The organism is Streptococcus sp. CSL10205-OR2 (assembly GCF_025660655.1).
GTDB lineage: Bacteria > Bacillota > Bacilli > Lactobacillales > Streptococcaceae > Streptococcus.
Map to the genome: position 1 here is coordinate 138,411 of NZ_JAOTIN010000001.1, position 16,701 is coordinate 155,111.

Annotated in this window: 2 protein-coding genes; both read right to left on the reverse strand. The window is 38.0% G+C overall.

Translation table 11 applies throughout. The features are described 5' to 3' along the window. Nucleotides 1-137: 137 nt before the first annotated feature. The gene (locus N7659_RS00690; RefSeq protein ID WP_263275330.1) at nt 138-10,514 is read right to left on the reverse strand and encodes a discoidin domain-containing protein; all 10,377 of its coding nucleotides are present in this window, start codon (nt 10,512-10,514) and stop codon (nt 138-140) included. A gap of 231 nt (nt 10,515-10,745) precedes the next feature. After that, a complete protein-coding gene (locus tag N7659_RS00695; protein WP_263275331.1) occupies nt 10,746-16,679 on the reverse strand; it encodes a discoidin domain-containing protein in 5,934 nt (1,977 codons plus the stop codon). Nucleotides 16,680-16,701: the final 22 nt, after the last annotated feature.

Sequence of the window (16,701 nt, forward strand, 5' to 3'; positions counted from 1 at the left end):
TAATTTTAAGCATTTTAAAGTGCGATTCTTGCGACTAATATCCTCTGATTCAAATTCTTAAAGAAAGGTTCCCACAAAAAAACAAATCAGTGAAATCACTGATTTGTCTTTTTGTTTTGGAGAGAACTGACTAGCAATTATAATTCACTGTCACGTCTTTTTCTGCCATAGCCATATAAAGCGAGTGACGACAACGCTAACATAGTTCCTACTACTACTGAGTTAGAATTATCACCAGTATTTGGTAAAACTTTAGCTTGTGTTGTTGAAGAGGCTTGAACAGCTTTCTTCTCAGCCTGCTTATCACCTTTACTCATTGGTGCTAACTTACCATCAAAGGCTAGCAACTCATGACTTGGTGCTGTGTTTGGTACAGCTGTTTCAATCTTACCTTCTGGTAACTCGTAACTTGGTGCAGTCTTAGGCACTTGTGTCTCTAAGGTTCCTTCAAAGACTGGTTTATCTTCTGCCGTTGGAGCTGTATTTGGTACGGCTGTCTCAGGTTTTTGAACTGTCTTATACACAATTCCATACTCACTAAAGTGTTTTGCGACAAAGACAACGCCTTGACGAGTCACACCATCACTGTCCTCAAAGCTTGTCATCGTAAAGTCAAGTTCTTCTTCTTGATCAGTATTTGGGAGGTAAACTACTTTTCCTACTGTTTTACCATCATCTACTGGCATGATAACAAGAGTATCTTTTAATGGACTGATTGCTTGACCTTTAGCATCAACTAATGAGATGTCAAAGAGGTCGTAGTCTCGATCTTTAAGCACATTTGGTGTGTTTGGATCTTTGGTTTCTTTATGACCAACACTGATGCCTTCGATTGCTGCGATTTCACCAACTTCTAGTTGAACCAAGACACCTGACGCATCATCTTTTAATTCACGTTTTTCTGTTGAGAAGGCTAGTTCTGGTATGTCATTAACAACACTTGAACCATTTGTAAAGGTAATAGATGGTTTGTCTTCAGCTGTTGGAGCAGTATCTGGTACTTTTGATACTCTTTCTTCTTGGCTAATTTCAAGAGCATCAATAGCAGCTTGGAGACTTGTCATTGCTTGACTAACAGCAGCTTGATTGCTATCTGCTTTAGCTATAATAGCTTTAGCATTATCTAGAGCTTGTACTAATCCTTTAACAGAATCAGCTGTATAATGACTTGCAAGTTCTTGATGAGCTTTCCCTTCAAGAGCAAGTTCTCTGAGTGGTTTTTTAATATCACTTTGAGCAACCATAATTTCTGCCGCAGAACCAAAGCCACCAAATCCAGAAATAACATCTAATTTAAGATAACGAAGTTCTTCTGTGGCAAAAGCGATTGTCTTTGTTGAAGCATCATCTGATAGTGCACCTTCTTTGAGTAGATGATATTCATCAGCCTCAGCTAATTTACCATAGAGTTTGTAGCCAGTAATATTACCATTCTTAACCCCTTTTCTTGGCACATAAACGAGTTTGTCTACGTGATGAGGAGCTGTCATATCAATCGTAATACTTGCAGGAAGTTCTTGCTTACTTGGTGACCATTTCGTATGCCAAATGGTTGATAAGTCACCATCAAAGGCTTTATCTGCAGTACCATCAGCATTTTCATTGTCGCTTGCTACTTGCCAACCAGCTCTATCGAGATAACCTTCCTCAGATTGGTATTGATTGATGACAAGATCATCAAGCATTCCCTTAAGAGCTTTTGTCTTACTACCAATAAATTGCGTTGGTAATACCAAGGTAGCTGAACGACGACCAGTTTGTGATTGAGAAAGGGTATCAACTAGATTATTATTGACATACAATTCTGTACGACCTTCATAACCTCTAAAGGTTAATTGTACCCACTCATCTTTTGGTAAGGTGTAGTTGAATGAATAATCATAGTTTTCAGCTGAGAAGCCAACTTTACCAGTTTCTTTTTGAACCAGTTTAAGAGCTGTGTGGCCATTTTCAGCTAGGATTTGTTCCCCATCTGCATCGGCATCTAGTTTCACCCAGACAGAGAAGCTGTTATTTGGTCCAACTGATGTAATTGGTGTTTCAATATAGCTTTCTCCACCATTGAAACGAACAGCAGTCTTGTTCTTACCTGCTTCATAGTCAACATTCTTAGCTGTTACTCCATCATTATTATTTCCTGATAGATCTTCTAAGTTACTTAAATCAAAGCGATAACGACTAATAACAGATGATTCAGAAGCAACTTCTTTGTAAGGATTTTGCTTAGCAGGTTTACCAATAGCTTCAACTCTAGCGGTTAAATCACGGTAATTTCCAACTGCACGGTTACCCCACATCTTAGCAGCTAAGGCTGGGAGTGATTGTTCAAATCCTTTATAGACATCATAGTCTTGGACACCATTAGCACGATTACCAATCAAGTCATTCCAAATCGCAAAGGCTGCTCCAAGCATTTGTTTAGAACCTGCCGGAATAACAGTGTTGCCCATCTTATTAGCTTCCCAGTTGTTATAGAGTGCTTCACTATTTAATAAGTTTTGATAATAGTTTGCACCTGGAACCCAATAAAGTGAAGAATCTAAGGTATTGATAAGTTTGTAGCCTTTGTGATACATGTCGGCTGGTCTTGCCCATCCTACACTCCAGATATTCATTTCAACACCATCAACTTGAACTGGTGTTGTTCCTGGTTTAGCGGTTAGACTTCCCCAGAAACGAGGTGTTTTCCCTTTACTGATAGCATACTTCAAGAGACTATCTGTGAAGGCACGGAAGGCTTCGTTATTTCCTTCAAATTCATCAACACCCATATGAATAACATTGGTTGAACCAAAGACTGGATCTTCTCCATCAAGGTATTCGTTCCAAACACTCTTGATAAACTCTAATGCTTCTGGATTACTTACTTCCAAATGGTCAACCCAACGTCTAACACTCTTATCAGTCATTGTTAGGTCTGGTCTTACCTTAGTAAAGGCCAAAGCATGAGCTGGCGCATCAAATTCTGGAACAATTTGAATACCACGATTCTTCGCAAAGAGGATTAAGTCTCTAAATTCTTCTTTAGTGTAGAAGAGATCTTTAGCGGTTAAATCAGCCTTGTTAAGACCATTATTACCACCTTCTTTAATGTCTGATTCAAGACGGAAAGCAGAGTATGCACCATAAGGATTGTCAGTATTTTGATATTCTTCTACCCAGATGTAGTTATCATTTAAGTGTAGTTGGAAATCATTGTATTTGTACCATGATAAACTCTTAATCATATCTTTTAAGGTTGATAGTTGCACTGGTTTACGTCCAACATCAAGAACAAAACCACGACGAGCGTATTTTGGATAATCTCTTGCAATCCCTTTAGCAATTTGATCTGGATCTTGTTTTAAGACTTGTAGAAGGGTTTGCGTTGACCAGAAAGCACCTGTTTTATGACTAGCTTCTACTTTAACAACATCATCGATAGTCATTAAGTAGCCTTCTTCTTTGAGACCTGGGTGAGTTTCATTCAACTCAAAATAGAAGTCTCCTGCAGTTGGAGTTGTGTCATAAACAATGGTAATAGACTTACCAGTAATAGCTTCATAATCTTCTTTAAAGCTTTGAACAGCATAGCTAAGTGCTTCTTTATCTTTTGGATTAACAACAATACGAGTTGAGGCATTAACCGTAAAGTGACCAGTATGACCTTTCCACTCTGCAATACCTGGTACAACTGGAAGAACCGCATTGTCTTCAGCAGTCACTTCGTACTGACCTTTTACAACTATTGAGTAGGCAGGTGTTTCGTAAGTTTCATCGCCTCTAGTTAGCTTGTAGTTAACTTGAACAGTTGTGTCTACTAGTGGTTGATAAACAGTTAAGTCATAGTCAATAATTTGTTCGAAATCAGCACCAATAAAGCTAATGTCCACATCTGCTGGAACTGTTGGTAGAGTCCAACTTGTCATTCCTTTGGCAAGTTCTGGAAGCACTAATTCATTGGCAATGTCCCTTAGAGATTTAACTGCTTTTGTAACAATTGGTTGACCATACACTTCAAAATCAAAGAGTGAAACTGTTGGCCAATCAACCATTTGACCAGAACGATCTTGTGCACGTGAATCAAAGGCCTCAACCAATACTTTCACATGACGAGCTTCTTGTGGAGTATCCAAGTTGATGATTTCTTTTAGTTCACTTGGTTTTCTAGTTAATGTTTTAACGGTTGTCCAATCTTGACCATCTTGTGAAACTTGAATCTTGTATTGGCTCGCATTTTGACGTTCCCAGTTTAAAACAACTGAAGCCACTTCTTTAGCTGCTCCTAAATCAACTTGAATCGATTTAGTGCCTTGACCTTTACTACTTGCCCAACGTGTGGTTGAGTCACCATCAACAGCTTTATCTGCGTTGAAGCTTGCTGCTTCGTTACCGTTTGAAGTGGCTACTTTTTTATGAGCCAAATCTTCAATAGTCTGTGTTCCAATAATTTGGAATTCATAGATAGAAACAGAAGGCCAGTTACTTGTACCACCATCAAAACGATCAACAGTCAGTTTGACAAATTGAGCAGTAATTGGTGTGGTTAAGTTGATTGTTGTGTCTAATTCATTATAGGTATCGTCTGTTTTACGATAAGCAGTTTGATAAGCACTACCATCTGTAGAGTACTCAATATGGAAACCTTTAATATTGGTTCTTTCCCAGTTGATAACAAAGGAATCAATAGTTTTTTGAGCACCCAAATCGACCGTTAAAACACGAGGTGTTTCACCACGGTTGGTTGACCAACGTGATTGTGTAGTATTTGGAGTAGCTCCACGATTAACAATACCATCTATCGCCTTGTCTGCTCCCCAGAAGTCACGTTCTGTATCACTAGCGGTTGCTGTTGCACCAATTGAAAGGTTAATACGTTGGGCTTTAAGTGCTTCAGGATTTGTTGTTTCTGGTGTTTGTGGGTCTGCTGGCGGTGGTGTGGTGCCATCTGATTCTACTCTGAGACGAACTTCACTAGCTGACATGAAGCGATCTGCTTGAGATGATGAATCTCCCATTGTATGAATGGCTTTTAATCTCACATAACGTGCGTCAACACCTTCAAAAGTAACTTCTTGCCATGATTTCACATCATCAAAGCGACCTTCTTTAACTTTTCTCCAAGTCGCATTATCGCTGCTGACAAGAATTTCATAATCAGTAACCTTACCATTGTTACTTGTGTCTTGACGACCCATATAGGCTAAACCATTTACTTTTTGGACACTACCTGCATCTAATTGAATCCACAAGTTTTCTTTAGCTGTACCAGCCCAAGCACTATGCCAGATAGTATTTAGGTTAAAGTCCTTAGCATTTGCAACTTGATTACCATTTCTTTGTTCGGTTGAACCTGCCGTTAAATTAACACTATTCCTTGATAAATAACGGCTATCAGTATCCGTTGCTGGACTTTCAGTAACAAGAGTTAAGTCATAAACCATACGACGCGTTTTATCTTCTGACTCAGTAAATAATCTAAATTGATTATTTTTGATTGGAAGAATAGTAACGGCTACGTTTTTATCTGTATTACTTGCAACAATGTCACCTAATTCTGCCTTAATTGACATATTTTGTGAAATCTGGTTAGTAGGAACGGTGTAGTTACCAATTCTTAGACTATTGATGTTAGCATCTGAGTTTTGTGTGAAAGTTTCAATCGCTGTCATCAATTGAAGTTCTGCAATACCAGTTGACGGTTTACGATTATTAGCTAATGTTTCATTAGAGTTTTCAATGTGAACATTAAAGATAACTGCTGGTGTAATATTCTCTAATTGGTAAGTGATCTTAGTTAAGCCACCAACTGTTTCTCTATTAACAATAGTCGCTGAAACATTTTCTGCGTTAGCACCTGGACCTGTACTCCAGGAGAAAGTAGTTGCTTTAGGAAGACGAAGTGACGCACTATCTTGGTGATAGTAAACTACAACCTGAGCTATATTTTGAGCAGTATCATATCTAAAGGATAAGGTTGAATCCTTGTCACCTCTTTGAGCAGAACCATAGTTTGACCAAATAGTTTGGTTTGGTCCACCTTTTGGATTAGCAGAAACCGTTAAACTACCATCTTTAATCGCTTGGAGATTGTCTGATGTTGTTCCTGTTGTATCCTCTGTCAATTGAACAACTGCAGGTGCGACGTTTTGATCAATTTGTGTTGTTTTTCTAGCTACACGAATAGTTGCTTTAACTGGTAATTTATCACCCAAGACATCAGCAACACCTTCAATCGTTACAAGACCTTCTGTGTTAAATCGCGTATCTTCTGGAGTATTCCATGTTACTGGGAATTGTGCACTTAATAGTGTTCCATCAGCCAGATAAGCTTGTACTTGGGCTGGTAATTGTGGTTTTTGACCAACTTCTGAAGCAAAACTAATATTTTTAATCGCTGCTACTTGATCGATGACTGAAACAACAATCTCTGCATTAGTGTCAAGATTTTCAATTCTACCTTTAGCAACAAAAGTCGTACCTGCTTCTAAACCTTGAGCAATAGCTTCTTGGTCAAAGCTTAATGTTTTTTCTTCTTCTGTGCCATCAGTATAGCGAACAGTTACTTTATCTGGAAGAGAAAGTGGTGTTCCTTTTTTAATGTACATGGTCTTAGAAAGATAATAACTATCAATCTTTCTATCGCCAGTATTTTCTTGTCCAGTCACAGCAAAACTTGCACTTGAAGCGTTTAATCCTACAGAAGAAGCTGTTACTTTCACTGTACCTGTCTTACCGGTCATTCTTAAGATAGCAATTACTTTACCTGAGAAAGCTTTACGATTATTATCTTGATAAGATTGATGATCAGTCGCATCACCATTATCCATAGCCACTAATTCTGCAGGTCCTTCAACAGCAATTGAAATAAGATTATTGGCATCTGCAACAAAATTACCTTGTTCATCTTGAACTTCAACTTCAACATAAGCAAGAGAATGATCTGTTGCTTGTTCAGATTTTTTGGTAACAGTTGTTACTAATTTATGAGCCACACCAAAAGTAGTCACTTCTTTATTACCAACGGTGTCATTAATGAGTTGACCATTCACATCATAGGCAATAGCTTTTAGGGTACCATCTTCATAAGGAACTGTGAAGGTGAGGTAGAGATTTCTGTGAGCTGTATTTGACTTATCATCACCTTTATAGACTTGATAAGTGTATCCTGCTTGCGTTGTTTCTTTAGTAAATTTCTTTCTGCCAAGAGATCTCGTTTCTCCTTGTTTATTGATAAATTGTAATTCAACCTCAGCGGCATTAGAATAAACAACAACTTCAACATTGTTTTGATTATCTTTTTTAACGACTGATTCTTTCCAAGCCGGTAACACATGTAGGGTCGTATCTTTAGTATTCCATTGGCTACGGTAGAAATAGTAAGAATCTTTTGGCAATCCTGCTGTATCAATAATTCCAAAGTATGAGCTCTTAGGTAGAGGATCACTGAATTTTGCTCCAGAAGTGGTGTTATTCCATGGCGTTGGTTCTCCTAAGTAGTCAAAACCAGTCCAGATAAATTCACCTAAAACAAAGTCACGAGTAATAACATCATACCAAGCATCACTAGCTACTTTCCCCCACGGCACTGTACTTTGATCATAAGCTGTTAATTGTTTGTCCGTACGTTGCTCGTTACCTTTGACATTATAGATACCACGGCTATTTACGGCCGAAGCTGTTTCAGAACCATAGATAATCCAATCAGGATGAGTCGTGTGTCCTTCATCATATTGGCTACCGCTAGCATAGTTATAACCAACGATTCCTTTTGGTCCTTGCGTTTTATTGGTTAAAGCATTGGCCATGCTAATAGACGTTTGATGTTTATTTTTAAGTTTATTGTCTCCCAAAGTAGATGGACGAGTACCGTCAACTTCATCAACCCACTTCATTAAATTAGTAATAATTTCTGGGTAGCGAGATGAGTTGCCGTTATGTCCTTCAAGAACCTCATTACCTGTTGACCACATAATGATAGAGGGATCATTAAGACCACTTTTAACCATTTGTTTGATGTGGTATTCTGCCCATGTTTGTTCAGTACCTTTTGCACCATTTAAGTGTTGTGCTGTTTCTCCTAATTGTTGATCAAACCAGCGAGCATAGTCATAAGTGTTTCCGTTCTTTGCATGAATCCAAGTATCAAAGGCTTCATCAATCAACATCATTCCTTTGCGGTTAGCTATGTCTTTCATAACACGCGCAGAAGGATTGTGAGTCACACGAACAGTATTAACACCCATATCTTTTAGGAGTTCAAATTGTCTTTCAACAGCATCATAATAAGCTGATGCTCCTAAGCTACCTTGGTCATGGTGCATGCTGACACCTTTTAGCTTCATCGCTTGACCATTTAATTTAAAACCGGTGTTAGCATCAAAAGAAACAAATCTAAAGCCAACTTCTTGTTGGTTGGTTTGAATTTTTTGACCATCTTTATAAACTTCTGTTCTAAGAACATAAAGATTAGGATTTTCAACAGACCAAAGTTTAGGGTTTACTAATTTGAAAGTGCTATTAACTGTTCCAGTTTGGTTGGCTAAAATAGCTAATGAGTCACTTAAATCTGTCGCATGTACCTCGCGACCTAAGCTACCATCTGCATTGCGTTCAAATAAAATAGTTTTTATTTGAACATTGGCAGTATTACTATCACCATTAATCACTTGAGCACTAATATTGATTGTGCTTCCAGTTGCTTGATTATGAGTTGTTGCAAGATCTGGGGTCTTAACAGAAACCCCATATTCAGCCAAATGTACTTTTGGTTCAAGATTTAAATGCACAGAGCGGTAAATACCACTTCCTGAATAAAAACGTGAGCTAGGTACTTTATTAACCACTTTAACAGCCAATGTGTTTTCTTCATTAACCTTGAGATGTGGTGTTAAGTCAAAACTAAAGGCATTATAACCGTACGGATGGACTCCTAGTGATGTCCCATTGATGAAAACTTCTGTTTCCATATAAGAACCATCAAACTGAATGCTGACACGTCCCTTTGCAACCTCATCATTGATAGAAAATGATTTACGATACCAGCCAGTCCCACCTGGTTTATAACCACTTTCAGCTTCACCATTTGTAGTATAATCTTGTGTTAAACTAAAATCATGAGGTAGGTTAAGAGTTGACCAGCTAGAATCATCAAATTCTTTACCTGAAGCACCCGCAACTTCACCTAAATGGAATTTCCAGTCATTATCAAAATTCACATTTTGATCTGTTTTAGTGAAGTGATTAAATTTATGCCATTCTTTAGGAGAAGTGCTAACACCAGTTGTTGACTGAGAATTTCCTTCATTTGTAATATCAGTACTTTCTCCAGTGCTTGCATTGTCAGTTGCTTCACTAGCATCTGAGGTGTCTGTATTAGCTGTATCATTTGATGCTGTATCATCAGTTGTATCAGTACTGTCTGTAGTATCAGAATTAGCACTTGTATCAGAAGTATTATCATTTTCTGAACCTGATTCAGCATCTTGTGGCGAATCAGAATCTTCCGTTCCAGCTTCTCCAATCAATGCAATCAATTCTAGTTGAATTTCTTGGATTTTCGTTAAGTTTGGAATTGCTTTTTCTAGTTCTAATGTTAAAGCATCAAGTTTTTCTTGGTAAGCTTCAGGATTTGTTGCTAGACTAGCATAATCTTTTAAGGCATTATAAGCTCCTTGGTAAGCATTTACCACAGTAGTTTTCGATAAAATCTGTGGTTGACTTCCTAAAATGGCGAATTGATCAATTTGAATACCAAAATTTTGAGCATTATCATTTTTCTCAGAATCTAAACGAACAGTTAAGGAATGAATACCTTCTTGAAGAGCAGTTAATGTAATCAATTTTTGATCAGCTGTTCTTTCTGCTGCTTGCCCGCTGAAATATTTTACACCATTAACAGTTGTTGAATGACCAAAACCATCTTGAAATGGTAACGTTTGACCATCTAGTTCGACAGTATAAATTCCATGATTTGGTGCTAGTTGTCCTGTAACTTCAATACCAGTTCCATTAAAGAATAAAGTCGCACTGATATCACTCTTATCTTCATTTCTAGAGAAATTGCTCCATTTATTTTTTTGATTGGTTCTAAACCACTTACCATTATAGATAACTTCACTAGCATCATCTGGGACATCAACTTTAGTTTCTGTGGCTGGTGTAGTTGGTAGCTCCTCAACGGGTGTTGCTGGAGTTTCTTCTATAATCTCTTCTGAAATGTCCTCTGTGGCTGGTTGAGTAGAATTTTCAGCTTCAGCAACTGGAGTAGTAGATTCTTCAGTCGATGTTGCAACTTCTTCAGAAGAAGCTTGACTCTCTCCAACTTCAGAAACTTCTGGTTGTGTTTCTTTTGAAGTTACCTCTGGTTGTGCCGTTACTTCTGGTGTTGCTGCTTCAGTTGTATCAGCCATTGCGACTAATGGATTTGCTCCAAATAAGAAAACTCCGACAACTACCGACCCAACTCCTAGAGTTGTTTTTCTAATGGAATAGTGAAAAAGTTTATTCCAATTTGATTCCTCACGTCGATTCATAAATCCCTCCTAAAATTTAAAAAAGTAATATTATGTTTGTAAGCGTTTTTACAAAGAATATATTAACATACTTAATTTATTAATTCAATACGAATCCCCCTAAAACACCTCAAAATAAGTATTTTATTATTTTAAAACCTCTATTTAAAAACTATTTTAAAAAAAATAGTTTAAAAAAGACAAATCAGTTAACTGATTTGTCTTTTTGTTTTGGAGAGAATGGCTTAGCAATTACAGTTCATTGTCACGTCTTTTTCTGCCATAGCCATATAAAGCGAGTGACGATAAAGCAGTGATTGTTCCAAGAATTGGTGAGCTTGAATCATCACCAGTGTTTGGTAAAGCTTTAGCTTGTGTTGTTGAAGAGGATTTGTCAGCTTTCTTCTCAGACATACCTTTCGCTTCCTTATCTCCTTTACTCATTGGCGACAACTTACCGTCAAAGGCTAGTAACTCATGACTTGGTGCTGTGTTTGGTACAGCTGTTTCAATCTTACCTTCTGGCAAATCGAAACTTGGTGCAGTCTTAGGCACTTGTGTTTCTAAGGTTCCTTCAAAGACTGGCTTATCTTCTGCCATTGGTGCTGTATTTGGTACAGCTGTCTCAGGAACAAAATCTGATTCTGGCAATTCATAAGTCGGATAGTTATCTGGAACCTTGATTTCAGGTCTTTGAGCTGTCTTATACACTATACCATACTCACTAAAGTGTTTTGCAACAAAGACAACCCCTTGAAGAGTCACACCATCAGCATCTACGTATGGCGTCATTTCAAAGTCAAGCTCTTCTTCTTGGTCAGTATTTGGTAGGTAAACCACTTTTTCAACGACTTTTCCATCATCGATTGGCATGATAACTAAGGTAACTTTTAGTGGACTAACCACGTTACCTTTAGCATCAACAAGTGAGATGTCAAAGAGGTCATAGTCTTGATCCTTAAGCACATTTGGTGTCTTTGGATCTTGGGTTTCTTTATGGCCAACACTGATGCCAGAAATATGAGCTATTTCACCGACTTCTAGTTGAACCAAGACACCTGACGCATCATCTCTTAACTCACGTTTTTCTGTTGAGAATTCAAGTTCTGGTAAGTCATTTACGACGCCACTACCATTGCTAAATTCAATTGATGGTTTGTCTTCAGCTGTTGGGGCAGTATCTGGAATTGCTACTTGACCGTCATTACCTGAACCAGAGATGACATAGAGTTCTTGTCCAGAAATAAAGCCACCAACACTTGCTTTAAAATTCAATCTAATAAATTGTGCTTTACGATTTTGAGGTAGGTAAGCTACTTTATCACCACTGCTTCTTACCCAGTTAATCACTTCTCCAGTACTTGACCAATTGTCACCATCAAGACTAGTATCTATTGTCAAGCTAGTCAATGTGCCATTCCCAGCATCTCTACGTGGGACATAGATAATATGATCAACAATCTGTTGACTACCTAAATCTAATACCATTGATGATGGAACAGCTTTATCATTAAACCATTGACTGTGGTATTGCGTTGATTCATCACCATCAAATAGTAATGTTAACGGTTGATTAGGTTGATCAGGAGCTTCTGCAGTTGCGGTAATACCATCAATCTTATGAGAAAGATCTTTCGTCACTGTTTGTACTGAAATGATTTCAGATGGTTCTGAATTTCCAAGGGGATTATTACCAATCACTCTGAAACGATAACTTGTTTCTGGCAAAAGATTGTAAACATTAAGAACATTATTTTCTGTTCGATTGACTTCAACAAACTGTGTTTGACCACCTTGTGATACTTCTTGTTCTGCAATATACCACATAGTTTTTGGATCTTTATGCCATGAAAGTCTTACGCCACCTTGAGTTGCTCTACTTGCTTTCACCTCAGTTGGAACAACTGCCTTATCTTCATAATCAATGGTTTGACGAATTGGCAATGCTAAAACCGTTTGAGTTCTTAAATTATTGGCTACTAAAATGTTATCAAGAGTGCTTTCATTTAAGTAAACATCTTTCAAAGCTTCCAAGGTAATGTAGGCTATTTCTCCTGAACCTGACATTGCTTCTTTTTGACCAAAGTTCACAAAACTGAACACAACATCCGTTTTTTCATCACGCGCACGCACACGAGAAAAGTTTTCTGCTTGCTTGATAAAGTCTGTTGGTGTCACTGAATTGCTTACTAAACGATATTTCGTATTATCAAATTGGAAAACAGATGTTAAGGCATTAGTATTGTCCAAATTATCAGCAATCAATCTCACCTTAACTTGTTCACCAGTAGCCACTTCCAACTTATCAGCTTCTAAGAAGATGCGACCAGAAGGTGCTTGAGTGGCTGGTGTTTGCACACCACCTTCTAGTTGAACAGCAATCACACTGATATCTTGGGCATCAATCAGACCGTTGTTGTTAACATCGACGTGTTTGATGTAATCAAAATCACTATCCACAGTTCTAAGACCAGTATAGTTTAAGAAGGATGTCTTATCATCTTCAGAGATTTTACCATCGCGGTTAATATCTCCAACAATTTCCATTCTTGTTCCCGGTTTTTTGAAGATTAAGATTTCTTCACCAGAGACGAAATTGTTATAGCCTGCTGCAATATTAGCACGAACGTAACGAGCTTTTGGAGCTGTGAAGCGATATGTTTTTACTTGACTATTTCTAGCCCAGTTAGTGTAAAATTCATCTCTTGTCCAGTTTTTACCATCTTCACTCGTTTCAAAGAAAAGTCTAGTAATAATACCGTTAGAACCACCATCTGTTCTTGGATGATATTCCAAATAATCGACTTGATAAACACCACCAAGGTCCATGGTAATGGTTGCTGGGAAGGTTACTCGTTGACTCCATTGACTATGGAATTGGTCACCTAGTTGTTTGTTAAACAATTTTTCAAGACCTTGACCTGGTTGTGCCGTCATACTTGATGTGGCACTGATGCCTTCAATAGCATTCATCAATGGGTCTTCACTGGTTTTTGCAGTAACAACAGCTGACCAATCAGAAACACCTTTCGCATTAACCGCTCTAACTGCAAACTCGTGTGAGCTACCATAGTTTAAATCTTCAAACAAGAAAGAGTTGCCTTTAATGCCTGTGTAGATGACACCATCTCTCTTAACATCATAAGTATCTGCATCATCTACCGGTTGCCAAACAACTGTGATAGAAGTTGCAGAAATAAGTTCTTCTGGTGTTTCCACTTGAGTGGGAACAGTTGGTTCAGCTAAATCTTCAGGAACTTCTTTATCTGCAGCTTTATTGATGAAACCATTAACTGTTACCACCATTTTAGACGTTGATACATCTGCTGCTGCCAATTTAATTTTTACAAGACTATTTTGAGCCACGCGTAATCCTTGAACCTCTGTACTCTTAGGATTATAAGTTTCCATGATGGGATGTTCATGGTAGAAGAAGACATTAGTGCCATTTTGATAGGCTTCTAAACTATTAACACGCGTTAGAGTAACAGCTTCACCATTGATGGTTGCTGTCACACTGTCAACATCTTCAGAAACATTGACATGAAGTTCAGTGGTTTTGTTTTTGTTGAATCCTTCAAAACTACCTTCGGTTGCATTGATGGTTAAAATAGCTGATCCTTTGACGTTAGAATCGCCAGCATGACTCTCAATGAGTGTTTTAGCAACTTTACCTGATTTGTAATCAACTGTTAAACCATCGTCTTCTACTAGAGTGAAGTTAGTATCCTTATGAGGGTAGAAAGTAATGAGGCGATTAGTACGATCAATCTCAGTTGGATTATTATTAGGATTTGTCATCGGGATAATAGCCCCGTTTTTAACAAACACAGGAATTTTCCAAAGTGGTGCTTCAAAGCCATTTAAGACTTGACCACCTTGGTATTTTTCGCCCGTATAAAAATCAATCCACTCAATAGAGGCATCTGGCAAGAAGATGTTGTTACGAATATCATCACCATTTTCTTGCATGGCAGTATCTTGATAAATCGGCGCAACCAACAAGTTATCACCATACATATATTGATATTGAACAGATTTAGAATAATTGATAGCTTCATCTGGGAAATCAATCAGCATGGCTCTCACAATTGGTTTTCCTTCAGTGCTTGCTTGATGACCAGTTGAGTAGGCGTAAGGCACTAAAGTAGATTTGCGTTTTAATGAAATTCTGTTTAAGTCTGTTGTCTTGTCATCAAATGAGAATGGTGTCTTAGGTTTTGCTCCCCAACCATCCATGTTCATCATGATTGAAGTGAAGGTCTTCCATTGATATTCTCTAGCATTAATAATCGGATTAGCACCACCAAAGATACCATCCATATCTGACCCCATGTTAGGATTTCCAGATAGACCTAATCCGATATAAGTTGGGATGTGGAAACGTATATACTCCCATTCTCCTCCTGTTTGGTCACCACTCCAGATGGCTGCACTACGTTGGGTTCCTCCCCAACCGTCAAGTGAGATGATAAATGGTCTTGCTTTTTCTTCACTCTTTTCAGTGATGAGCTCTGCACCCTTATCCACACCATTTAAACCAAAGGAATAACCAGGACCAACCCAAGCCACATCGGTTTTAATGACACGAATACCAGCTTCGCCTACTTCTTTATCAATATCTCTGTGAAGAACAACTTCTTTGCTAGGATCTGTATCATACAAGTCAGATTGCGTCCACAATCCTACCTTAACACCATTTTCTTTGGCGTAATCAACGAATGATTTCAAGTTTTGGATATTACCATCTAGACTATCGGTTTGACCATAACCTGCACCATAACCATCATTTGGTAAGAACCATGATAATGGCATATCCATAGCTTTATAACGGTCAATCACTGCTCGAGCTGAGAATTTATAACTATTTCCTTCACCATTTAAGGTTTCTTTGATCGCATTTGGACGGTCAGCTTCAGGCAATTGGTTGGGTTGATATTCTTTGTAATACTTGCCATCCAATAAGATGGCACCTCTGGTATTACTTGGCACTTCTACCCAATAATCTCTGTTGTAGGCATTTAAATGACCTAGATAAAGGGCATATTCTGGCAGAACAACGGGTGATCCGGTCAATTCATAATAATCTTTTAAAAGATTAGCAGGCGTATTGTTAACAAAGAAATAAGCATCAAAACGATCTTCATCATGAGCTGTTGTCATGAGTGATGGCTCTTGTGTTCCAAAGTCGTACTGACCACGCTTAAAGGTATTTCTAAGAACACCGTAACCTTTTGTAGACCAATAAAATGGACTTGGTGACGCCACACCACCATCAACCCAGTTGTTTTCATTGACAATATTTATCTTATTGCCTTTATGGGTGAAGCGACCATTTTGCATCCCACCACCAAAGAAGTATTCATTGTCATCTTGAGACAGTGTTTGTGTTGTCTTATTATTAGTGATTTGAACTGGAAGAACCTCTTTTGTAATGAGGTTGTTTGAAACCTTATCAAAAACAGATAATCTAGCAGTCTGTTTGTCAAAAACTAATTGGACTTTATCCGTTGTAATTTTGTAGCTAGTTTCATCTTCAGACATACTACCTAATGCACTGTTAGTATTACGATAATCCTCTAATGTCTTAATCGCAATTTTTGCTGGTCTATCTTCTCTACTTGGTACTGGATCTTCTACAAATTCTCCTGTCTTATCAATATAGTATCTAAAGACATGGTCATTATATAGGCTAACCTTAGCTTTCTCACCAGTGTTATAAACAATATTAGCAACACCATTGTCAAAAGTTAATGAGTCAATAGCACCAACTGCATTGGCTGGTTTTTCAAAAACTTCAGGCGCTTCACTTTCACCTTCTGCGTCATCTTCAAGTGCTGTTGCCATTAAAGGTGTCGTTTCTACTGGATCAGGAGTTGTCTCTGCTGAATGATTTGTTACAACTTCTGGTGTTTCAGTTGTTTCAGGAAGAGTTTCATCAAGAATAACTGTTTCATTTGTAGCTTTCGTTGATTCACTATTTTCAGCAACTGTATTAGTTTCATCCTGATCTAATGATGAAGCATCATTAGTCACTGTTTCTGTAGTTCTTCTTGTTGTTTCTGTTTGATCGGCCAAAACAGGGCTAACACCAAAAAGTGATGCTCCTATAGCAACAGAAGCAACACCTACTGACAAACGTCTAATTGAAAATTTTAATCTCTTATAATAAGAAAAATGTTTCATGCCATATCTCCCTTTATATATT